A 22,708-nucleotide genomic window follows, 5' to 3' on the forward strand; every position below is an offset into this window, starting at 1 on the left:
CTCAGCGCGTTGGCCAGCCGGCGCGTCTGCTCTGGATGCCATGTCGTGCCATCACCGGCTCACTCCGCCACCACGCCTTAAGCGTGATCATGTCACCATGAACAGCAGTCAGATCACCGCGCGAACGATCACGGTCACCCCGGCAAGCACCGCATCTGCCGGCAGCGAGGTGGTGGTGCAGTTGTCGGCCAGCCCCGACCCGCGCTGGCAGGCGTGTTTCCATTTCGTCGTGCAAGGCCGCGATGGCTTCTTCCTGCAGGGCAGGCCGGTGTTCGACAACGCAAGCTTTCACGGGGTCTTGCAGGCCGGGCAAGCCGAGGCCTTCCGCCAGGAGCTGCCGGATGTGCTGGTATCGGCCAGCGTGCTCGCGCGTGCCCAGGTGAACAAGGACGCAGCGCGATAAGCGTGCTGCTTTGTCCGTAGGAAATGCTCGGAGAGTCGTGTCCGACGGCGGTCACTTGGTGACAGGCCTGAAATAGCGGTGGTACGGCGAGGCTGCTTGTCTGCACGACCGCCCGGGGCATCCATACGCCGTGAACAACATCGCTACTGCACAGCTCGAACGCTGCCTGCACGTGGCACCCAGCACTACAACTCGAGCGCCATATCCCACCGTTCCAGACCCGGTGCATAGCCATCCACCGTCACTTGCTGCACCACAAAACCGAAGCGGGCATAGAACTGCCGCGTGTGTTGACTCGTATCCAACAGGACACGCCGGACATCCGGCATCTGGCGCAATGCTTCAAGCCGGGCCAGGAGCAACTGCGTCCCCACGCCGCAACGGTGCAGCCGCGGGTGGACCATGCCCCAGCACAAGCTCGCCGTGGTGCCATCGGCGCCGATCGCGTAGCCGGCGGCGCCAGCGACAGCGTTGCCGCGCTCCAGTAGCTGGTAGTGCCACGCCGCGGCGTGATGGCTCAGGAAGCTGGCAAAGTCGGCACGTTCACCGGCGCTGAAGAACACCGGCACATTCGCATCGAAGAGCGCCATGCAGGCGTCGAAATCCCGAGATTGATACGGCCGAATCGTGTCCATCTGCGTAGTCTGCCTCAGACGCGCAGATGCCATGCAGCGGCATGACATCCTGCCAGTGATCACCGCGCCTGTCGTACCACCTGCGCTCAGGCCCGGGCCGTCGCCTCGCGCACAAAGTCTTCATAGCTGCGCAGCGCACGTCCCAGCATGGCCTGCAGTTTTTCCAGCGTGCCGTCGGCCGCCCGCATGCCGTGGGTCTGGATGCCGGCCATCATCAGGCGCATGTCGTAGGCCAGCCAGGAAGGGCCGTAAGTGGCCATCTGCGCTTCGAAGGCAGCCACGTCGTCGCCCGCATAGGCGATCTCGCGCCCAAGCGCCGCACTCCAGACCTTCGCGGCGGAAGGGCCCGTCACTGCATGCGGGCCGACCAATTCGAGCGTGACACGCTCAAGTGCGGCGGGTGCGCGGTCGCGGCGCAGCAACTCGGCAACCGCGATATCGGCGATGTCGCGCGCATCGATCATGGCCACACCTGCCGAGCCGATCGGCATCGGGTAGACCGCGTACTGTTGAATCGTCTGCTGGATCATCGCTTCGTTCTGCATGAAATACGCCGGGCGCAGAATCGTGGCAGCGATGTCGAGGCTTTCGATCATGCGCTCGACCGTGTACTTGCCGGTGAAGTGCGGCACGTTGGTATACCTGTCGGCATGGATCACCGACAGGTACACGATGCGCTCGATCCCTGCTTCCTTGGCAAGATTCAAGGCGATCAGCGCCTGCGTCACTTCGTCGGGAGTGACCGCATTCAACAGGAACAGTGTGCGCGCCGACGACAACGCGGCGCGCATCGACGCGACGTCGGTGAGGTCTGCGACCACTTCGGTGACACCGGTCGGGAAAGTGCGCTTGCCGGGTTGGCGAACCAGTGCCTTGACCTTGGCGCCTGCGTCGGCCAGGCCCTGGGTGATCAGAGAACCGATGGTGCCGGTGGCACCGGTAACGAGAATGCTCATGTGAATCTCCTGCTATGGATGGAAGAGGCGTCAGTGCGACATGTCCGCTGCGCTTGGCGTTGCGGTGACGAGACGATAGGCCGTTGCACCCACAATACGAAGACGCCAAGATGTAGACGCCTGGTTTCAAATGTGGAACACCATGGATCTCAATGCATTGATCGATTTCGCGCTGGTCGCGGCGAACCAGGGCCTGGGAAAGGCGAGCCGTGCCAGCGGCAGATCCAAGGCGACCCTGTCGCGTCGCATCGCCGAGCTGGAGGAGCAACTGGGAGTGCGACTGGTCGAGCGCAGCGCACGTGGCCTCAGGCTCACCGAGGCCGGGCAGCTGCTGATGGAGCGCACCGAAGTGCCGTTGAGCGAGGTGGCCGAGGCCATGGCAGCCGCACGCGAGGGGCTCTCAAGCCCGCGTGGGCGCTTGCGGGTTGCATCGCCGGTGCTGTTCTCGCAACTGGCGATGGGGCGCATCGGCGCAGAGTTCTGCGCGGCCTATCAGGAGATCACGCTGGAGGTGGTGGCTGAGGACCGCACGGTCGATCTGGTGGAAGAGCAGTTCGATGTGGCCATCCGCATCAACCCCAGCCCGGACAGCAGCCTTGTGGGGCGCTGCTTCGCCAGGGATCGGCTGGTGGTCGTGGCCGCCCCCGGCATCGCCATGCCGACCGGCGGCGCGGTTACACCACTGCCCGCCGTGGTGATGTCGAGCTTCCAGCCGACCACATGGACGCTCGATGACGGGCGTCTGGTCCTGGAACCCATTCCAAGACTGCGGTTTTCCTCGTTCCTGATGGTCCGCGACGCGGCGATGGCAGGCGGTGGCATCGCGCTGATTCCGCAGTCGATCGCCCGGAACCAGCTCGCGTGTGGCGAACTGTTGCAATGGGGCACCATCGCTGACGCGGAGCCGGCGTTGTGGGTGTTGCACACGTCCAGGCGCCTGGCTGCCCCGAAGGTGCGTGCCTTCGTGGACTTTATGTGCGAAAGGTATCCGGATGGGTCGCTGGTGCTGAAGGGGTAGGGCGCTGCATCCAGCTTGTGCGGGCCAGCCTGTGTGGCAGCCAGCGTGGACGCGTTATCGCTGGACAGATCCACCACTGGGGTGCAGATAGCGCTGCGAAAGTGCTGATCGATAAGCCGGTCCACACGCTGATGGCAGGCCCGCTTGCGCGTCCTCGAACATGCTGGTTCGGGGACGCGCGGCCGCGTCATGACGTCGGTAAACCGCCTCGCGCTCAGGGATGCATGCCGCAATGAGGCAAGCCCTCCCTTGCCCAGCTGACCACTGCAGATGCCCACTCAGCCGCTCGCCGAGCACTCGGTTGCCTCACACGCGCAATAACCGCCTGGCTAGGCTGCGGCCGCGCGCGGCATCGGCTTGCTCGCCACCAGCGCCCAGGATCGGGCGGCGCAGATGGGGCGGCGGCAGGCAGATCAGCACGCACGGCGTCTTTGCCAGTGCCGACTGCAGCGAGGAGCGCCAGACGCCGCGGCGGACGACGGCGTCGTGTTCGACCACCAGCACGTCGGCGCAGGCGCGTTTGAGCAGGCCGGCGATCTCGCGCCGCGGATTGCCGACGGCGACGTGGATGCGCACGCGCAGGTCCTCGTCGGGCAGTTGCTGGACCAGGTCGCCGAGCCAGCTGGCGGCCGCGTCTTCGCTCAGCGGCTTGTCGTTGAACAGGCTGTCCACCAGCAGGCCTTCGCTGATTTCCGGCACGACATGCAATAGATGCAAGTCGGCGCCGCGACGGCGTGCCAGGGCAGCGGCATCGCGCAGCGATTCCAGGCTGGTTTCGCGGCCGGTGATCCAGCAGGCGACGTGGCCGCCGACGGCGCCATCGCGCGGGATCGCATCGGCGTAGGGCAGGGTGAGCATCGGCGTGGCCACGCGCTGCAGCACCCGCGCACGCAGCGAGACATGCAGCGGGCGTGGCAGGCCGGTGCGCTCGGACGGCGGCATGATCAATAACGCGTCGTCGCGGCTGCGGCAGAACGAGACGATGCCGGCGGCGGCCGGGCCGCCGGCAAGTGCGCGCTCGCAGCCCGGGTAATTGGAAGCCTCGGCAAAGAACGCATCCAGCGACTGCTGGGCCTGCGCACGCTTGCCCTTGGCGTGCACGTGCAGGATGGTCAGGCGTGCGCGCAGGCGGTCCACCAGTTGCGCCACGGTCGGGATGGCGGCATGGCAGGTCTCGGAAAAATTGGTGGCAAAGATCAGGTGGGTGGGGGTGGTCTGCATGGCTGGCTCCGTGGTCAGTAGATGAAACCGTCGATGGCGCGCACTTCGCGCAGCGGTACGCGCTGGCCCAGCATTTCGCGCAGGGTGAGTTCGATGCCGCGCGACAGCGCGGTCATCGGGGTGTCGTGCACGGTGTTCTCGAACGGGTCTTCGATGGCGCTGCTGGCGCTGTCGATGGCGATCAGGGTGAAGCTGATCAGTACCGAGGCGATCGGCATGGCCAGGCCCATGCCGGCGATCAGGCCCAGCGGCACCAGCCAGCAATACATGTTCACCAGCGTGCGCGGCAGCGAGGAGAACTGCCGCGGCAGCGGGGTGTTCTTGATGCGTTCGCAGGCGCCCTGGATGTTGGCCAGCGTGGTGAGGTTGGCGTCCAGCGACGACCAGCGCAGGCTGTCGAGCATGCCCCAGTCGCGCGCCTGCTGCAGTTGCTGGCCCAGCCGCAGGGTTAGCGCGTTGGGGATGTTGGCGTAGCCGCGCAGGTCGTCGGCGCGTGCCTGGCCGAGCAGCCCGGCCAGCTCGGGAAACGGGTTCTGCCGACGCAGATGGCAGCGCAAGGCGTGCACGAAGGCGACCTGGTGCACCACGATATCGTCGCGCAGTGCGGCCTGGCGCGGGTCGGCCGGGTCCACATCCAGCGCGGTCAAGGCCTGGCGTGCGATGGCGCGCGAAGTGTTCACCAGCGCGCCCCAGAGTTGCCGCGCCTCCCACCAGCGGCCATAGGCCGCATTGGCGCGGAACGCCAGGAAGATGGTGAGCGCCGAGCCGAGCTGGGCCAGCGGCAAGGCTTCGATCGACAGCCACTGCCAGCCGAAGAAGGTGTAGAGCACGGCCACAGCGCAGTCGAACGCCAGCAACACCAGCAGGCGCTTGTAGGTCTTGGGCCAGATGCGTCGCAGCGGGAACGTATCGCGGGTGATCATGGGAGAGGCAACATCGACGTGGGGTGGATGCATTACACCCAGCCTCCACGGTCGTGTCTGCCATCCTTGCGCCAGCGTTGGACAGTGCACGCACCGTCCGAACGATGCGGCCGGGCTATCTTTCGATAGGGTGAAATCCGCAGCCCTGGCCACGATGCTGTGGCATCAACCATCGCAAGAGAGGAGCGGCATTGCAGCGCAGGTGCATGGGTAGGCAATGGACAGACTGAGACTGCCATTCAAGTGGCGCGGGCAGGTGGTCAAGCTCAATCGCGGCCCGACGCTGTGGGCGTCGCTGGCGATGCTGGCCTCGCTGGTGTGGGCGGAGTGGTACTCGCACCTGGGCGTATCGCTGGGGCTGCTGTACATCCTGCCGGTGGTGCTGGCGGCCACGGTGCTATCGCGGCGCGACATCGTCATCGCCGCGATCGCCTGCGCGGTGCTGCGCGGCCTGTTCGTCACCGACGAAACCCCGGTCGAACAGGCACTGCGCTTTTTCATGGCGACGATTGCCTATGCCGGCTGCGGGCTGCTCGTGGCCGAAATCAGCCGCACCCGCCGGGTGATCCTGGCCCATTACGTGCAGCTGCGCGCCGAACAGCGGCTGCGCCGGCGGCTGGAGCGGCAATTGCGGCTGCTTGCCGAGAGCAGCCCGGCGGCCTTGCTGACCGTGGCCGGCGACGGCCGCATCGTGGCGGCCAACCGCGCCGCGCACGAGATCCTGGACATGGCCGAGGAGGGCGGGCTGGAAGGCCGTGCGGTGCGCGAGTTCCTGCCGCTGCTGGACGACGCGCTGAGTATGAGCGCCAATCTCGATGGCATGCGCACCTCTGCCAGCACCTGGGGTTGCCGCAGCGACGGCACCCGCTTTCCGGCCACCACCTGGTTCTCGGTCTACGAAGACAGCGCCGAGCGTCACCTGGCCGCGATCCTGGTCGACACCAGCGAGGAAGTGCGCGCGCGCGAATCGGCGCACTTCGACGATGTGCTGAAGAACAATCGCCTGCTGGCCGGCGCGGTGTCGCACGAGATCCGCAACCTGTGTTCGGCGGCGGGTGTGGTCACCTCCAACCTGGCGCGGCATCCGGCCATTGGCGCTGATCCGGACCTGGCCGCGTTGCGTAGCCTGGTGGCGGCATTGATGGAGCTGGCGTCCTTCAACCTGCGTCGGCAGCTGCCCGACGACGCGCATGAAACGCGGCTGCAGACGCTGTGCAGCGAGCTGGATGTGATCATCCGTTCGGACTGGGAGGACGTTGAGGGCCAATTGGTGATCCAGATCCCGGCCGACTTCCCCTCGGTGCACGGCGACCGCCACGCGCTGTTGCAGGTGTTGCTCAATCTGGCGCGCAATTCGCTGCGCGCGGTGCAGGCGCTGCCACCGCAACGCCGCCAGTTGATCGTCAGTGCGCGCCTGGAGCAGGAGCGTGCAGTGCTGAGCGTGCGCGACACCGGGCCCGGCATTGCCGAGCCGGGCCGCCTGTTCCAGCCGTTCCGCAGCGACAGCGACGGCTCCGGGCTGGGGCTGTACATCTCGCGTGCGCTGATGGCCAACCAGGGCGGTCTGCTGCGTTACGCGCCTGGCGGCGAAGGCGCCTGTTTCGAGCTGCATCTGCCGCTGGCGCACGCATCGTATGCGGAGGCGCTGGATGGATGAGTCGCGGCGCGCACCGGTGCGCCTCTATCTGCTGGACGACCACACACTGTTCCGCGAGGGCCTGCTGCGCCTGCTCGGTGCCGACGCCCGCTTCGAGGTGGTCGGGCAGTCCGGCGCATTGGCGCAGGCCATCGTACAGATCGCCTCGCTGACGCCGGACGTGGTCATCCTCGACTACGACATGGGCGAGTACAACGCGCTGGATTACATGCGGCGCCAGGCCGAGCAGGCGCGCCGTCCGGCCACGCTGGTCGTCACCGCCGGGCTGCCCGAGCGCGACGCGCTGGCCTTGATCCGGCTCGGCGTGTCCGGTATCTGCCGCAAGGATGTCTCCACCGATGAACTGATCGACAGCATCCATGCGGTGGCGATGGGCCGGGTACTGATCGACCAGCGTTATCTGCAATCGCTGGTCGCCCAGGGCACCCAGGAAAGCCGGCCCAGTTTCACCGACCGTGAGCGCGAAGTGCTGCGTGGCCTGCTGCGTGGGCAGTCCAACAAGTTGATCGCACGCCAGCTCGGCAGTTCGGAAAGCGCGATCAAGGCCACCTTCCAGCAGCTGTTCAACAAGCTCGACGTGCGTTCGCGCAGCCAGTTGGTGATGGTGATCCTGCAGGATTATCGCGACCTGGTATGAGGCGTCTTGTTCCTTTGAAAGACACCGGGCGAGCGATGCAGATGCAGATGCTTATCCGCTGAGCCCGATGCAGTTGCAACGGCACGCTGACAGATAGGGCGTGCGACAAGGCCGCATGTGTGACGCTGATCTGCCGCCTTGCAGGCATGCCGATCGGGATGCAACAGACGTTGTTCGCGGACAAGCGCCAAGCCTCACGTCATCACACGATGTCGGACTCATCTGCACGAGGCATGGACAAAGCGCCGGTCATCATGCGCGCCTGATGGAGAGAGGTGTTACATGGCGAAGCCGACGCTGTTCTTCCTGCACGCGCTTGGGTCCAGCAGCAACGAGTGGTCTGGGGTGATCCAGCGACTGGAGGCGCGTTTCGACTGTGTGGCGCTCGATATTCCCGGCTTTGGAGACGCGCCGCCGCTGCAGTCGGTCGACACCGCCGCACTGGTTGCCTGGTTTGTCGAAGAGGTGATCAGGCGGCAACCGACCTGCTGGTTTGTGATCGGACACAGCATGGGCGGAAAGATCGCCACCCTGGCAGCGGCGCAGGCGCGCGATGGCGTGGCCGGGCTTGCTGGCCTGGCCGGCGTGATCCTGGTCGCGGCGTCGCCGCCGGCGCCCGAGCCGATGGAGGAATCACGCCGGCAGACCATGCTGGCGTGGTTCGAAAAGGGCCATCCCACCCGGCAAGAGGCCGAGCAGTTTATCGACGACAACTGTGCGGCGAGGTTGCCTGCGCCTGTGAGGAACGCGGCTGTAAACGATGTGCTGCGAACCAGCGCAAAAGCATGGATCGCCTGGCTCTCACACGCCAGTCGTGAGGACTGCAGTGCGCAAGCCGGCTGCGTGCATGTGCCGGCGTTGATCCTCGCCGGCAGTGAGGATGGCGACCTCGGCGAAGCCGCGCAAACAACGCTGAACGCGCCGCATTACCACGATGCGCGTCTTGCCGTCGTGGCCGATGCCGCGCACCTGATCCCCTACGAACAACCGCAACACCTGGCGCAGCTGATCGCAGCGCATGTGGAGCGCAGCATGGACACGTGCCTGCCCGATGACTTCGTCAGGCTGCTCAATGCAGACCGGGTTGCCCCGCGCATGCGCAAGCTGCTGCTCAGCCGGCATGCCGGCCCACCCGCAAATGCGCAAGGCGTGCTGAGCCAGCACCAACTGGAGATACTCGGCGCAGTCGTCGCGCGTGTATTGGATGGGGCCGGCGATGCGCGCGCGATTGCACGGCGAATCGACGTCCAGCTTGCCGAAGGTGCGGGAGATGGTTGGCGCCATGCCGCGTTGCCACCCGATCGGCTGGCGATGCCGCTGGGGCTCGACACGCTCGACGCGCTGAGCAATGGCTTCGCTGGCCTGCCTGCGGAAACTCAGGACCATTGGCTGCACGAGGTGTCGCGCGCGACGGCCGGAGATTCCTCGGCACATGGGCTGGATGCAGCGCAGCTGGCGCACTGGTTCGAGGACGTGCGCGCCGAAGCCGTGCGGACCTGGGTCAGCCTTCCCGCCACGATGGCCGCATTGGGATACGACGGCTTTGCGGTTGGCGGTGTTGGTATCGACAGCCTGGGCTATCAGCACACCGCGGCCGACCGGCAGGAAGCCTGGCAGCTTCCTGCCGAAGGCCTGCGATGAACCCGGGCATCCACGACGCTGCAGTCGATGTGGTGGTGGTAGGCAGCGGTGCAGGCGGCGGCCCGCTGGCCGCACGGCTTGCACAGGCAGGTCTGTCGGTGGTGGTGCTGGAAGCGGGTGCGTCCTTCAGCCCCGCCTCCCATCTGCCCGATGAGTTGACCACCGGCATCTACTGGATGGAGGAGCGCCTGAGCGGCGGGCAGACGCCCACCGCATTCGGCGCCAACAATTCCGGTTCGGGTCTGGGTGGTTCGACCCTGCACTGGGGCGCCTTCTGCCCGCGTCCGGACAAGCGCGATCTGAGCCTGTCGACGCACACCGGGCAGCGCAGCATGGACTGGCCGATCGCGCATGAAGAGCTGCTGTCCTATATCCGCCGCGTGGAGGAGTTCATCGGCGTGTCCGGGCCGGCGCACTATCCATGGGATCCCGAGCGCAGCTACGCCTATGCGCCGCCGCAGCGCAATGCCTCGGCCAACGCGATGGAGCGCGGTTGCCGCACGCTAGGCATCACCGCCACCGATGCCCCTGCCGCATTGGTGACCAGAGCGCACGCGCAGCCGCACTACGGCATGCGCGCGGCCTGCAACAACTGCGGCGCCTGTCATCAAGGTTGCAGCAATGGCGCCAAGGTGAGCGTCGATACCACCTGGCTGCCGCTGGCGCGCGCGCACGGTGCCCAGTTGCGACCCGGTTGCCGGGTCATCGATATCGAGCGCGACGCCCGTGGCATGGTCAGCGCGGTGGTCTATCAACAGGACGGACGCGAACTGCGCCAGCGGTGCGCAAGCGTGTTCCTATGCGCAGGCGGCGTGGAAACACCGCGCTTGCTGCTCAACCTGGGGCTGGCCAACTCCAGCGGTCAGGTCGGGCGCAATTTCATGGCGCATGTGGCCACCCAGGTGTGGGGGGAGTTCGATTCGGACATGCGCATGAACCGCGGCTACCCCTCGTCGCTGATCACCGAGGACATGCTGCGCCCGACCAATGCCGATTTCATCGGCGGCTATCTGGTGCAGAGCCTGGGCGTGCAGCCGATCACCCTGGCCAACACTCTGGCACGTGGCGCAGGCCTGTGGGGGAGGGAGCTCGTCTCGACCATGGCGCGCTACAACCGCCTGGCCGGCATCGGCATCAATGGCGAATGCCTGCCGCAAGATGCCAACCGGCTAAGCCTGTCCGACGAGTGCGATGCTTTCGGCCAGCGCAAGGCGCGTATCGACTTCAGCTACGGGCCCAACGAACGCGCGATCGATGCCCACGCACGCGCATCGCTGCACGCAATCTGGGAGGCGGCGGGCGCTCAACGCATTTTCGCCGCCGCCCGCTCCGCACACACATTGGGTACCTGCCGCATGGGCACCGATCCGGAGCAGGCCGTGGTCGACCCGGACGGCCGCGCATTCGATATCGCCAACCTCTACATCTGCGACAACTCGATTTTTCCAAGTGCGCTGGCAGCCAATCCCGCGCTGACGCAGATGGCACTTGGCCTGCGCACGGCGGAGCGTTTTCTCGCCCGCTAGTGGCGCGCCTACCACCACCTCTCTCTACCACCAGGAGTTCAGCATGGATCTCGGAATCAACAATCGGATCGCCCTCATCAGTGGCGGCGACTCCGGAATGGGCAAGGAGACTGCGCGGCAGCTGCTCGAAGCCGGCGTGCGCGTGGCGATCACCGATCTTCCGGACGGCACGCTCGATCAGGCAGTGGCCGAGCTGTCGGGCCTGGGGCAGATCATCGCCATCGAGGGCGACGTCACCCGCGAGCAGGACGTCGCCGCCATCTGGACACAGGTGCGCGAACAACTGGGCGACCCCGACATCTACATCAACGCAGCGGGCGTCACCGGCGCAACCGGCGACTTCCTCGAGGTCAGCGACGCCGGCTGGCTCGAAACGCTGGACATCAACCTGATGGGCGCAGTGCGCATGTGCCGCCAGGCCATTCCCGCGATGCGCCGCAATCAATGGGGAAGGATCGTGCTGTTCGCCTCGGAAGACGCCGTGCAGCCCTACGTGGACGAGCTGGCCTATTGCGCATCGAAGGCAGGAATTCTGAGCTTGGCCAAGGGCCTGTCCAAGGCCTACGGACCGGACAACGTGCTGGTCAATACGGTGTCGCCCGCCTTCATCGCAACCCCGATGACCGACAAGATGATGCAAAAGCGCGCCAGCGAAAACGGAACCACGTTCGAGCAGGCGATCGAATCGTTCCTGGACGAAGAGCGTCCCGGCATGGCGCTCAAGCGACGCGGCCGCCCGGAAGAAGTGGCCTCGGCGGTTGCCTTCCTGTGCTCCGAGCGAGCCAGCTTCATCAATGGCGCCGGGATCCGGGTGGATTCGGGATCGGTCTTTACCATCGCGGGTTGAGGCTGGCGTCGTTCCGAGATGCGGCGAACCACATAGCTTCCGCATCCTGTCTCTGCACCCGGTACCAGGTGCGGATAAGTAAGCGCATGTGTAATCGGCTGCAGGAATACTGCAGCCGCGTTGCCCAGGAAACCAGCGCGTTCAGCGGAGTGGGCGCCCACGTTCGCGGCAACGCACTCACCACAGCCTTGGCAACCGCCTGCGGTGCACGGGCCGCGCAACTCCCCTCGATACCCATCCCACGCCGTATCGCAGGCATTGTCTTCGGCAGGGTAGGAGACGCTACCTTCTGCTTCTCGCTGCGGCATCGCTGTTACCGGCCGCCGCCAACGCTTTCGGCGCGAACTGATACCCCATCGAGCGCCAGGACGATGCGATGCCCAGGTCATAGCCATAGACCAGCGTGACGTGGATGGCCGACATGGCGGCCGCCTTCTTGTCATTGGCGAGGACGACCTTGGCAATTTGCTCCGCCAACGCCTTGTCGTCGATGCGCCGTTCGGACAGGTTGACCTGCACAACCACAGATTCGACATTCGGCGTGCCGAACAACGACGGCCGCTACGATTGAACAGATACAGATAAAGGCCCGTCTCCGACCAAAAACGGGCTTGGCTAAGGAGTACAGCTTGGGGGAATGTGGCTATCGATTAGGGGTGTTTATCGGGGGTATGTGATACGCCCAGGGTTTCCTAGACATCCCAAGGCCATGGAAAATGGCTGATTAGGAGGTGTCTATGAGCAGCAAGCGGTATACGGATGAGTTCAAGATCGAGGCGGTCCGGCAAGTGACTGATCGTGGGTTCAAGGTGGCAGAAGTCGCCGAGCGGCTGGGTGTCACCACGCACAGCCTGTACGCCTGACTGCGCACGTTCGGCAAGCCTGGCGTGGTGCAGCGCGCCGAGGTGGACCAGAGCGCCGAGGTTCGGCGGCTAAAGGCAGAGTTGCGTCGAGTGACCGAGGAGCGCGACATCCTAAAAAAGGCCCCCGCGTACTTTGCCAAGGGGTAAAGGCAAAGTACGCCTTCATGCAAGCCCACTGCGGGGAATTCAGGGTGTGTGTGATTTGCCAGGTGTTGCGGGTCAACCGGGCGGGTTATTACGCCCGGTTACGCTCGCCCGACAGTGAGCGCGCCAAGGAAGATGATCGCTTGCTTGGACTAATCAAGCACCACTGGCTGGCCATCGGCAGTGTTTATGGGCATCGCAAGATCACCACGGATCTGCGCGATCTAGGTGAGCGTTGTAGTCGCCATCGGGTGCATCGGCTGATGCGCACCGAGGGACTGCGTGCCCAGGTGGGCTATGGTCGCAAACCGCGCTTCCATGGAGGGATGCAGTGCAAGGCGGCTGCCAACCTGCTTGACCGACAGTTCGACGTGACGGAGCCGGACACGGCCTGGGCGAGTGATTTCACCTTCATCCGCACGCATGAAGGCTGGATGTATTTGGCCGTTGTGATCGATCTGTTTTCCAGGCAGGTCGTCGGCTGGGCGATGCGCGATCGGGCCGACACCGAGTTGGTCGTGCAGGCCTTGTTGTCTGCGGTGTGGCGGCGCAAACCCAACACTGGTTGCTTGGTTCACTCGGACCAAGGGTCTGTCTACACCAGCGATGACTGGCGCAGTTTCCTGGCGTCCCATGGCTTGGTGTGCAGCATGAGTCGGCGTGGCAACTGCCACGACAACGCACCCGTGGAGAGCTTCTTCGGCCTGCTCAAACGCGAGCGGATCAGGCGGCGGACCTATCCCACCAAGGACGCCGCTCGCGCCGAGGTATTCGACTACATCGAGATGTTCTACAACCCCAACCGCCGCCACGGTTCAACTGGCGACTTGTCCCCTGTAGAGTTTGAATGGCGCTACGCGCAACGAGGGTCTTGAGTGTCTACGGAACCCTGGGCGTATCAGTCGATCAATTCTGCCGCCAGCGAAATCGCTGCCGGCAATCAGGATCTGTCGCAGCGCACCGAGCAGCAGGCCGCCAACCTGGAAGAAACCGCCGCGTCGATGGAAGAGCTGACCTCCACCGTGCGCCAGAATGCCGAACACGCCCGTCAGGCCAACCAACTGGCGATCGGTGCGGCGGGCGTGGCATCGCAGGGCGGCGAGATCGTGAGCAAGTACGTGCTCGCGGGCTTCGATCTACCCGATACCCAAGTCTCTGCGTGCGGCCCGACACCTCGGCCAGTGGATGTGCAGATCATCCACGACAGGCCGGCGGCGACATTGTCGGAAGCCCACTTTGAGGCTCATCCTGCAGTTCGGTCCAGACGACACCACGCCTCGCTAGATGCAGAGGCACTGCGACTGGCATGCCTCAAAATGTAGGTTCTAAGCTTAATTCGTTCGGTATCATCCCCCTCGACGCACGGGGGGGAAGGGCATGGAAGCAAGATTTCTAGCGGTTCTGGCGTTGGCAATCGTCGTGCCTGCTCAAGCACGGCAGGTGCACAAATGCCGCGAACGCGGTCAGGTCGTATATCAGTCGGCGCCTTGTGCATCAGGTCAGGCCGAAAAAGCGTGGGATGCAACGCCCGTTCCTGAGCCGTCAAATGCCGAAAAGTGGCGCCTATATCGCATAGATCGCCAGCTGAAAGCCCGCAATAGCTCAGGGGGCTACTCGGGCGGCGCCACGGTTCCTGATACGGCCAACGGGTCTGCATGCCAGCGCGCCAAGACAGGCCGGGCTGCTGCGTATGAAGCCGCTGGCGTACACCGTGACTTTGCCCTGTCCAGCTATTGGGACAACATCGTCCAGGACGCCTGCAAATGACCAGGGGTGTAGAGGCACAGCCCCTACGGATAACGCTTTATCCCGCGGTGCGTCCGAAGTGGCGTTCTCGCCATTCGCCAAGATTCACTACGACGACCTTGACCATTGACTGCTGAACCGCTTTTCGTTTGGCGTTCCGCCTGCGGACCGAATCCCGGATGTCGCTGGCATTGGCGTGCCAGAGCAATCCACGCAGCCGGCGTTCTGGGATCCGTTCGCCGCTGGGTGCAACAAGGTCTCGGCCGGCCAGGCGCCAGCCAGCCCAAGGGCCTGTCAGTTCTACATGGTTGGTGACGACGCGCCGATGCAGATCTTGGGCACAGCTATTCGGGCAAGGGGCGAACCGGGCTCGGTAAACCTGTGACCACACTTCTTTCGTCTCGCTTCATATAAAACAATCACTTATCGGTGGGCGAGGATTGGGTTTGGATTCGGTATCACTGTAACAAGGGGACCAGTAAAGCTGTGACTACTTTGGGGTGAACGCTAAAGCTGTGACTTTCCCGACCCGCTGAATTTTTGGGAAAAGCGATCAACAATTCCCCAAGTCTTGCTTGGAGAAGGGTCTTGAGCGATGAAAAGTTCGAGCCGTACATACCTTGGGTGCGCGACGCCTTGCTGCCAGGAGAATCAACATATGCATTTCTGAACAAATTGGGTTGGTTCGCTGCAAGGGGCCCACTTCAGCTGATGCGTGATCTTCGTATCACCGAGCAAAACCAGTATCCCCGCAAGCCAGATCGGATCGACTACGCGGAGGTGGTGAATGAATGGAGCAGTAAGGCGCACAGGTATCTGTGGCCAATCCAGCAAGGGAGGCTAAGGGAGTACTTCAATGAGTCGGATTTCCTAATGCTGAAGGACTACTCAGATAGGGCATGGGAAGACGAGTGTCTCCGCTTTTGCACAGAATGCATCGCCCTTGGAATGCACTTCACGGTCTGCCAACTGCAGTTCGTTGAGTTCTGTCCTTACCACCAACGACGACTGATCTCGCACTGCCCAGTCTGCGGGGAGCAAATGAATTACATCGCCGCCGTGTCCCGCCCAGCATTTGGCTGTGACGGCTGCGGTGGCTCTCTGTTAGCTGCCGATGTGACCAATGTGTGTGCGAACCGACGCGTCCGATGGCAGATTTCACGCGCCCACCAGGAGCTGTTTAGGGCAATGGATACTTGCGCACCGATTTATTCCATGACGACGGGACGGTTTGGCAGGAAAGGCTATTTTCCCGGAGTCAAGGAGGCTGCCACAGCGATGTTGGAGCCCAATAGACAACGTTCCGAGGAGCTTTCTTTTGTACCAACATTCGCCGCTATCAAAGTCACTCCCAATCATCGGGGACAGCCATCTATCCATCGGATCTCAAAAAGCCCCCGTGCCGAGGAACCATGCTCGATCAACGAGGAGAATCGTACTGTCGTCCATCGAACTGCCCAATTGCGAGCAGGTGCCTGGCTGCTTCAACGGTATTCCGATCACCTTACCTGTATCGCAACCTCGCGAGAGGTGATCAAACGCAAAAAAGTGGGGCAGTTTCCTGCTCGGACCGCGCATAAGCTTTGTTGCATAGGGAACGGGTTTGTGGCGTGGGAGATGTGCCGCATTGACCGCGTACACGAGAAGCTTCCCTATGAACTCTGGGACGCGTGGGGGCTTAATAGCACGGCCGAGCGGTCCTTCGGTTCCTACGTCCTTGAGAAGGCAAGCCTGATGAGTTCCATTTCGACCTTCCTGAGAAGTGATCCGGATGAACTGTCAGGTTGGCTAGCAAATAAATTGCCCACGAGCTTTGAGCGTTGGCAAGCATCGAGGATAAATGAGGGCACACCGGCGATACTATGGCAGGACATAAACGACGTCGATTTTTCCGAGGTGTGTGAAGCTTCAAATATTAATGAAGAAGCGAGATGGCAGTTAATTTCGGCTCACTGCATGGAAAGCTATGACGCATTGCAAGAGCCGGCACTAGCTAAGATGCGTGCGGAGCATGCGGCTAAGAATCTGGAGCGTGAATACGGGTCGCGCGAGCGTGCGGCGATCTCTATGCCGATTGTGCACGCGAGGATAAACGAGGCGAACGGGTGTTCCTACTAGCCCGTGAATCGCCGGGCAGCCTTTCATATGCGACGTGGTTAGTGCCTGTCGTTATCAAGAGCGACTGATTGTATTCGAGCGAGATATCCCCATGTGTTTTGAGCAACTCCAATCGCAGCGCAATGAGCGCCGCTTCGATGCTCGCATGGGCGGGTGTATATGAGGTCAAGCCCTCAGTTGTCACCTCCAGGGCGCCATCCCGGTAGCGCTCAGGCAACGGATGATCGATTCGTTCGTACCATGCTTCACCGGCCGCATGTAGGCAAGCGCAGGCATCGAGCATGTCCTGGTTTTTCCTCATCAGGAAAGGCAGTACCCAAAGGTCTCCCAGTGCCCGAGGGAGCTTTGACGGCGCGGATCGGTCACCCCATACCGAGACATTGGCCACGGCGTCTTGCAAGTAAGGTCGAAGCCGTTCGCCCAGTCGCTGGCCGTCTTCGAAGGCGCGTTCGTGCATTGAGGCAGAGAATGCGGTAACCGCGTTGTCAGCTAATTCCCTTGCCGCTTGTGTCCCCCGGTGCCTGCGCCAGGTGACCTCATGCAGAAAGGCGATGACAAAGAGCAGTGTGCTGGGGGTAGCCGCTTTAATCAGCGCGCTGGTGCATCGGTGCTCAAGATCGGCGTATAGCGCCGGATCCAGGTGTTTCACGGCGGCCATGACGCGCCCAGGTACCAGCAGAAGACCTCGCGAGTTGGTGTAAACCAGCAACTGCTCGCGTGAGTCCAACAATGAGGGCGGATCAAGCTGCATGTAGCGGTTGAAATCGCGCAGCAACCAAGCGCGTGACGCCGGCACACGTTCACATACCCGTTCGAGCAGGTTGAACTTCTTGGTCTTGTCCTTGATCTCTTTCCAATAGGCGCCGTCGGGGTTCTTGCCCGCGTTGTGGATCTCTTCGAAGACCCGAGGTGTCAGCCCCTCATAGATCGCCCCGGTGAAGCCCTCGCAGGGCAAAAGCAGAGTTCGATTCAACCACTCGACGTCGCATTCCAACGACTTCAACAGGTATCGGGTCCATATCCATGCGCCTATCTGACGAAATCCGCTAGCACAGTCCAGCACCATGATCGGGACTCTTCGGGCGAGGATTGAAAATCAAACCACGGCAGGAGATTGAATCTGACGACCTTCCCTGCGAGTAGTCTGTACGCCAGCACTACTGGAATTAAAAACTAATTCACAAAAAAGAGCCCGCCACGGCAATGGTCGGACTCTTGAGGCCAGGTCGTTTGGAGGACCTGTTTATGCCGAAGACACTATACACCCCTTCCCGCCACGCGGGTCAAGGTCGCACCCGCTTGCCTTCCGCCGCTGGTCTGCGCGGGCAACCTAATGGGTAAGACCCCGGCGCAAAAGAAGCGCAACCAGTACCTGGCCTCCGTGCGTGCCAGAGGGGCCAGCGGCCACAACCTGTGGTTTGTCAGCCCCCCGCAGGACACGCAGGCGCTCCCGCTAACGCTGAGTTCGGACATCGAATTGGAGGCCTTCTTCTACCTAGAAGGTTCACCGGATGTGGCGTTCGTCGACTATTCCCCCCTGCGCCACGGGCGAGCGCACTCGCACCCGGGGCGGCGGCACTTCGCTACCGTCACCACGTTGGAGGGTACCGAGCTCGACGTCGACCTGGCCCTTGAGGCCGACAAGGCATCGGCGGCAGGCCGGCGATTGATCAGCCTGGCGATGCTCAACGCAGCCAAGGTGCGTGTCCAGAGCTGGCGGGCCATCGTTCCCACGATCAACCGGTGCCGATCGCATTCCTTGGGGCCGCTGATCATTCGCTGCCGGCATCTGCTGGAAGAACATGGCGAGCTAGCGGTTCGGGATCTGTGCCAGCAGCTCACCTCCGAAAGCACCGCGCTGATCACAGGCGCGGTGGCCACGCTGCTGCGTTCGCGCGAGGTCGAGAGCAACGTGGATACGCGCCTATGGGGTCCCGGTACTATGCTGCGGACCCATCTCCATGGGTAGCCGCCTGACTCTGAAGACGACGCCTCCGGAGCGTTTGGTTCTCGCCAGCTGGGCCATGCCATCACTGGAAGGCCTGGGTGCGGCGGAGAAGAAACGGTTTTACTCGCTCAAGGAGGCCATTACCGGCTATGTGCACGGCGCACGGATCACACGCCTGCTGCAGGCCCAATCGATCTGGAAAGAGGTGTTCTATCGCGCCTATGACAAGTGTGTCGCGCTTGATGGGCAAGGCATGCCGATCGGCTGGGTAGGGCTGCTGCCCTATTTGGAGATCCAGCCGCGGCAGCGACGGAAGCCCCTGCCGACGCATCAAAGCAAAGGGCTAGCGGGGGCATTTGCGCAGTTCCTACGCCAGAACAGCGACATTTCCGCAGCATTGGAGTCGTACTTGCTGCTCAATGCCAAACGAAAGCCCGGCGGAGAGGCGGGCGTCCGACACAAGTCGGTCCACATGGAATTTTTGCGTTTATGCGAGGCCAAGGATCCCGACATGCAGTCCTGGCCTTTTACCTCCCGTCGGCGTGGGGCGGGGGCCTTACGGGAGTTCACCAAGGCCTTTCTGATCCAGCACTACGACGCGATCGTGGCTACCCAATATGGGGACAAGGCCGCGACCAAAGCCAAGGCCGGCAACGGCCATGTCTCTCGCCTCGTGGCCTGTATGCCAATGGACATCGTCGAGATGGACGAGCATGCCATGGGTTGCATCGGCACCGTCAGGATCGAGACGCCTGAGGGTTTCCGGTTTTTGGATGCAGGCCGAATGACGCTTTTGCTGCTGGTCGATCGCCACAAGGGCTGGATCATGGCCTTCAAGGTGATCTTCCGCGAGGCGGCCAACGCCGGCGATGCGATGGACGTACTTCACGCGGGCGTAGTCGGCGAACCGGACTGGGCCCACCGCAAGGACGGTCAGCTGGCCACGCGCCCCTTGGCAGACCTGGACGACCGCTTCGGCTGGTGTGGATTCAACTGCCTGTTGCTGGACAACGCGCTCATCCATCTAGCTGACGAACTGGTCTCACGTGTGATGTCGCTGAGCGGATGCGCGGTGAACTTTGGCCCAGTAAAAACGCCAGCCCGGCGCCAATTAGTAGAACGCGTTTTCAACGAACTGGAACGCGCAGGCTTTAAACGGCTCCCTCAAACCACCGGTGCTGGACCACAGGATCCTCGGCGGCAGAAGGCGGAAGAGGCCGCCCGCGCGTGCGTGCTGTCAGAGCGCGAGATTGTGGATCTAGTATCAAACCTGTTGCGCAACTTCAACGAGAAAATGGGCAAGGCCAACTTGGCGGCCAGCCCCGCCCAGCGCATGCATGCGCTCATTTGCGGACCCGAACGCGATCAGTACCAGTTTCCGTTTCTACCCCCGCTTCGGGAAGGCGAGGCAGATCTGTCCAAGTCGATCATCACCGTACCAATTCGGGGAAACAAAGCCACTGGGCGTCGCCCCTATTTTTCTTTTTTGGAGGTCGACTACACGAACCCGGCCATGGCGAAGGATTGGGCGCTGTTGGATGAGCAGGTCAACCTAGAACTGCATGTGGCACGAACCAATGTCCGATTCATTGATGCTTTCTGCCGTCAGCGCCCCTTGGGCACATGTCAGGCGGGTGGCCGCTGGCGTTGGAGCGATCACTCGATCGATCTACGGCGCCAGATCAATCAGCTCCTTCGCGGGGGCTACATCGAGAACGATAGGAACGACGATGTCGTGGCCGCGTTCCTGAAGAAGGTGGCGGACGAATATGCCATTGCCAAGGGTAAATCCAAGCCGGCCAAGGCGGCCATGCGACATGTGGGCGATCACAACGCCCGCCGCGATGTGCCCGATGACGTCCCCAACACCGCCGATCAGGTTAAGCAGGTCGGAGTCGCAGTGACGGACCTCCTGGATCGGGCCAGCGACTCAACAACGTCCAACTACATGCAGTGGGATGACATAGGTGCCTTCAACGGAGATCGTTATGACGATTGAGAAGATTCTACGCTTGCGTGATCAGGTATGGGATGAGCATCCGCTAATCATTGAGCGAGCGGTGCTGCCAACGCTTGCTGCCAAGGACGTTCTGGCCCGTGTTTGGGCGCTTGGCCGCAAGGGCAGGGGATCCATTGCCTTCTTCGCCCAGCCGCTGTCGGGCAAGAGTTCATGTGCCGAGTTGCTATTGGTGGAAATGAAGCGAAAAAAGCCTGGCTGCGGCGTGTTGATCTTTGAGGTGGTCGAAGATACCAATCCGGCCGAAGGGCGCTTACTTTCGGAAATCCTCAACCAGATCGACTATGCGCCCAAGATCGCCAGAGATTTGGCCGGCAAGCGTACCCAAGTGCACCGCGCCTTGCTGGCCCTATCAGGGGAGTCCCGGCACCTTTTTCTGATCTTCGATGAAGCCCAGGAGCTGAGCTGTGACGAGTTTGCCTGGCTCAAGTCGGTCATCAATCGCCTAGTGCGAGACCGCGTGAAGGTCACAGTGGTCTTGTTCGGGCAGGTCGAACTCAAAGAGAAACGGCAACAGTTGAAGGCCGCACGCTCGGATCTGGAAAAGCGCTTCATGTCCACGTTGAACGAATTCAGGGGGATTCAGAACTCAGCAGAACTGGAACCGCTGCTGGCGGCAATTGACACCGGTTCTGAGTTTCCTGTGGGTTCGGGAGTGAGTTACCTGCAACTACTACTGCCCCGATTCTATGAGGGCGGGGGGCGGCTTGTCAGCAGTAGCGCGCTGTTCTGGCGCGAACTGAAACAGCAACGCTTGCCTGGCGTGGGGACCGTCGTGGCCATGTCCAGTGTGGCAGGGTTCTTGGCATCGTTCTTCATTCACCTTCGTGGTGCAGACAGTGCGGAGCTGAAGATCACATCTGAACTGCTTCAGAAGATTGATGTCATCTAGGGCCTCGGCCCCGACGGGTTTTGTCGCCCATCTCTCAGAGCATTGGGAGAATAACTCCCTTTTTGGGGCATATGCGGCGATCGGTCGATTCAACCTGTGCCGCGCATATGATATTGCCAAACTCATCGAGCGGCCCTTACGCATATTCCAGCCGTGTCGTCCGCCTTCGCCCACCCACCTGTTCGAATTCATGAACTGGGTAGCGCAACTGAAGGTGGCGAACGACGAAATCACGCATCAGCTGCTCCGTCGCGTGATCACCAAGGCGCGCCAGGACCTCACTGAAGTGCCTCTGGAGTGGTATCGAGCCACGGTGTTCTGGTGCCCGCAGTGCATGAAGCGGAATCATCACAAGGCGATCCATCAGCATCGCTCACTCTGGCTCTGCCCTGAGCATCAAGTCCGCCTCGAACAATTCTGCAACTACTGTGGCCAGCACATTGGCTATCGTGTCTTCTTTGATAGGGAGCCGCTGCAATGCGGCGGATGCGGAAGTCGTCTGGATGGCCTGGATGACGGCGCCATATCGCAGACCGCCGCACCTAAAGCCTCCTCGTTCGGGGATCAACCGACCTGCCAGGCAGCTGAGCAGGTCTGGGTTGCCGGTCTGCCATGGTCATCCGGACCGCCTCGTCCGTTGGGTATTTCGCCCCATGATGTGCGCATTCATGCGGCAGAGAGGATGCGCGCAGCAGCACCTTGCCCACAAAGCCGGGTGCTTAGTCAGTACTTCCGCTTCATCCCGCCTAGGCAAGTAACCAAAACCCTTGTTAATAGCCACACAGAAGCTATTTCTCGCATTGCCGCCCAGGCGCGCACCTTGGCGCGGAAGTCTGGCCATGCGTGCATGCAAGGCATGGGTGGTGGATCAGGCAAACATCAGCTTCAGTGCCCCTGCAGCATCGGCTTCTCCATGTGGTGCTTGCGCAGCCAGCTCGGGCAAGTCAACACTGCGGTCTGGTCAGACAATGTCAACCTGTTAGCGTATGAAGGGTCGCATCTGGGCTTGTGTTTGTCGGTGAGCTGGCTAGCGTACGTGCAGGCACCGCTTATGGGGAAGACCTCCGCCAGCGAGATGTTGCTCGCGTTTTGGGATATTCCTTCAAAGATACGATCACCCCGCCGACGTAGCGAGCACACCCACGATACAAGTGTCTTTGTTTCCCACACCTTTCAATGGTCTGCCGTTCACTGTCGTCATGTCGGCAATCAGGTGATGAGCCTAGGGGAGCGCTTGTCGACCTCGGGCCGCCGATCATTGCGTCATGTCCAAAGCGATGTTATTGCAGATGCGTGCTGGATCATGGATCAGTTAGGTGTCTCCGCAAGGCGCTGATACTGCTTACGCGGTGTGATACATGGGCGCATGTGTCACACCTGCGCCACTAAGTCCGAGGGCTCACCGGCTCAACGATGCAGCAGTCAAAGCCGAACGAGCAGGGGCAATGTCTAGGACAGTGCCATTTCCACTACCAAACTGGCCCAGATGGGATTGCTGACAAGGTCGCGTTAACCA

Annotated in this window: 18 protein-coding genes and 3 pseudogenes; 15 read left to right on the forward strand and 6 right to left on the reverse strand. The window is 62.4% G+C overall.

The features are described 5' to 3' along the window. Positions 1-97: 97 nt before the first annotated feature. Complete coding sequence (locus AC1PLA_RS10885; protein WP_039529927.1) at positions 98-403, forward strand: hypothetical protein; 306 nt, start codon at positions 98-100, stop codon at positions 401-403. A gap of 185 nt (positions 404-588) precedes the next feature. On the opposite strand, the gene AC1PLA_RS10890 is transcribed toward AC1PLA_RS10885, so the two are convergent. Together AC1PLA_RS10890 and AC1PLA_RS10895 are read right to left on the reverse strand one after the other, a co-directional pair. Then, entirely contained in the window at positions 589-1,038 is a 450-nt protein-coding gene (locus AC1PLA_RS10890) for a GNAT family N-acetyltransferase (protein WP_481104542.1), read from the reverse strand. An 86-nt stretch (positions 1,039-1,124) separates the two neighbouring features. Beyond that, positions 1,125-1,994 (reverse strand): NmrA family NAD(P)-binding protein, encoded by an 870-nt coding sequence (locus tag AC1PLA_RS10895; RefSeq protein ID WP_166768476.1) that lies wholly within the window; start codon positions 1,992-1,994, stop codon positions 1,125-1,127. A gap of 142 nt (positions 1,995-2,136) precedes the next feature. Between AC1PLA_RS10895 and AC1PLA_RS10900 the strand changes: the two genes are divergently transcribed. After that, positions 2,137-3,012: a LysR family transcriptional regulator gene (locus tag AC1PLA_RS10900; protein ID WP_481104543.1), complete on the forward strand. Its 876-nt coding sequence runs from the start codon at positions 2,137-2,139 to the stop codon at positions 3,010-3,012. Positions 3,013-3,318: 306 nt separating this feature from the next. On the opposite strand, the gene AC1PLA_RS10905 is transcribed toward AC1PLA_RS10900, so the two are convergent. Both AC1PLA_RS10905 and AC1PLA_RS10910 read right to left on the reverse strand, forming a co-directional pair. Then, positions 3,319-4,233, reverse strand: coding sequence for a universal stress protein (locus tag AC1PLA_RS10905; RefSeq protein ID WP_016903865.1), 915 nt, complete (start codon positions 4,231-4,233; stop codon positions 3,319-3,321). Positions 4,234-4,247: 14 nt separating this feature from the next. Further along, the gene (locus AC1PLA_RS10910) at positions 4,248-5,189 is read right to left on the reverse strand and encodes a bestrophin family protein (protein ID WP_226427848.1); all 942 of its coding nucleotides are present in this window, start codon (positions 5,187-5,189) and stop codon (positions 4,248-4,250) included. A 184-nt stretch (positions 5,190-5,373) separates the two neighbouring features. On the opposite strand from AC1PLA_RS10910, the gene AC1PLA_RS10915 reads away from it, so the two are divergent. The 5 genes from AC1PLA_RS10915 to AC1PLA_RS10935 all read left to right on the forward strand — a co-directional run bounded on the left by AC1PLA_RS10915 (position 5,374) and on the right by AC1PLA_RS10935 (position 11,464). Continuing rightward, positions 5,374-6,813 (forward strand): ATP-binding protein, encoded by a 1,440-nt coding sequence (locus AC1PLA_RS10915; RefSeq protein WP_349780506.1) that lies wholly within the window; start codon positions 5,374-5,376, stop codon positions 6,811-6,813. After that, positions 6,806-7,450 carry a LuxR C-terminal-related transcriptional regulator gene (locus tag AC1PLA_RS10920; protein ID WP_024939961.1) on the forward strand — a complete coding sequence of 215 codons (645 nt, stop codon included), beginning with the start codon at positions 6,806-6,808 and terminating at the stop codon, positions 7,448-7,450. The genes AC1PLA_RS10915 and AC1PLA_RS10920 overlap by 8 nt, the downstream gene beginning before the upstream one ends. 282 nt (positions 7,451-7,732) lie before the next feature. After that, positions 7,733-9,091, forward strand: coding sequence for an alpha/beta hydrolase (locus AC1PLA_RS10925; protein WP_481106192.1), 1,359 nt, complete (start codon positions 7,733-7,735; stop codon positions 9,089-9,091). Beyond that, on the forward strand, positions 9,088-10,617 hold the full coding sequence (locus AC1PLA_RS10930; protein WP_481104544.1) for a GMC family oxidoreductase: 1,530 nt from the start codon (positions 9,088-9,090) through the stop codon (positions 10,615-10,617). The genes AC1PLA_RS10925 and AC1PLA_RS10930 overlap by 4 nt, the downstream gene beginning before the upstream one ends. A 43-nt stretch (positions 10,618-10,660) precedes the next feature. After that, entirely contained in the window at positions 10,661-11,464 is an 804-nt protein-coding gene (locus AC1PLA_RS10935) for an SDR family NAD(P)-dependent oxidoreductase (protein ID WP_104645748.1), read from the forward strand. 282 nt (positions 11,465-11,746) lie between these two features. Here the strand turns inward: AC1PLA_RS10935 and AC1PLA_RS10940 are convergent. Further along, positions 11,747-12,019, reverse strand: a pseudogene (locus AC1PLA_RS10940) (RDD family protein); the annotation flags it as partial. A 182-nt stretch (positions 12,020-12,201) separates the two neighbouring features. Between AC1PLA_RS10940 and AC1PLA_RS10945 the strand changes: the two are divergent. From AC1PLA_RS10945 to AC1PLA_RS10960, 4 genes and pseudogenes are all read left to right on the forward strand, one after another. Then, positions 12,202-13,346, forward strand: a pseudogene (locus tag AC1PLA_RS10945) (IS3 family transposase). Between the two features lie 27 nt (positions 13,347-13,373). Continuing rightward, a pseudogene (locus AC1PLA_RS10950) lies at positions 13,374-13,592 on the forward strand (methyl-accepting chemotaxis protein); the annotation flags it as partial. 256 nt (positions 13,593-13,848) lie between these two features. After that, on the forward strand, positions 13,849-14,238 hold the full coding sequence (locus AC1PLA_RS10955; RefSeq protein ID WP_104595180.1) for a DUF4124 domain-containing protein: 390 nt from the start codon (positions 13,849-13,851) through the stop codon (positions 14,236-14,238). 567 nt (positions 14,239-14,805) lie between these two features. Further along, positions 14,806-16,335 carry a hypothetical protein gene (locus tag AC1PLA_RS10960; RefSeq protein WP_146097960.1) on the forward strand — a complete coding sequence of 510 codons (1,530 nt, stop codon included), beginning with the start codon at positions 14,806-14,808 and terminating at the stop codon, positions 16,333-16,335. On the opposite strand, the gene AC1PLA_RS10965 is transcribed toward AC1PLA_RS10960, so the two are convergent. Next, a complete protein-coding gene (locus tag AC1PLA_RS10965; RefSeq protein ID WP_146097961.1) occupies positions 16,283-17,338 on the reverse strand; it encodes a hypothetical protein in 1,056 nt (351 codons plus the stop codon). The two genes, AC1PLA_RS10960 and AC1PLA_RS10965, sit on opposite strands and share 53 nt — an antisense overlap. A gap of 330 nt (positions 17,339-17,668) precedes the next feature. On the opposite strand from AC1PLA_RS10965, the gene AC1PLA_RS10970 reads away from it, so the two are divergent. The 4 genes from AC1PLA_RS10970 to AC1PLA_RS10985 all read left to right on the forward strand — a co-directional run bounded on the left by AC1PLA_RS10970 (position 17,669) and on the right by AC1PLA_RS10985 (position 22,528). Then, positions 17,669-18,304 carry a hypothetical protein gene (locus AC1PLA_RS10970; protein ID WP_349780511.1) on the forward strand — a complete coding sequence of 212 codons (636 nt, stop codon included), beginning with the start codon at positions 17,669-17,671 and terminating at the stop codon, positions 18,302-18,304. Then, positions 18,297-20,282, forward strand: coding sequence for a hypothetical protein (locus AC1PLA_RS10975; protein ID WP_104574327.1), 1,986 nt, complete (start codon positions 18,297-18,299; stop codon positions 20,280-20,282). Before AC1PLA_RS10970 ends, AC1PLA_RS10975 begins: the two co-directional genes overlap by 8 nt. Next, the gene (locus AC1PLA_RS10980) at positions 20,272-21,192 is read left to right on the forward strand and encodes an ATP-binding protein (protein WP_104574328.1); all 921 of its coding nucleotides are present in this window, start codon (positions 20,272-20,274) and stop codon (positions 21,190-21,192) included. Before AC1PLA_RS10975 ends, AC1PLA_RS10980 begins: the two co-directional genes overlap by 11 nt. Positions 21,193-21,382: 190 nt before the next feature. Further along, positions 21,383-22,528, forward strand: coding sequence for a hypothetical protein (locus AC1PLA_RS10985; RefSeq protein WP_349780514.1), 1,146 nt, complete (start codon positions 21,383-21,385; stop codon positions 22,526-22,528). Positions 22,529-22,708: the final 180 nt, after the last annotated feature.

Source organism: Xanthomonas sp. NCPPB 1826, assembly GCF_056725285.1.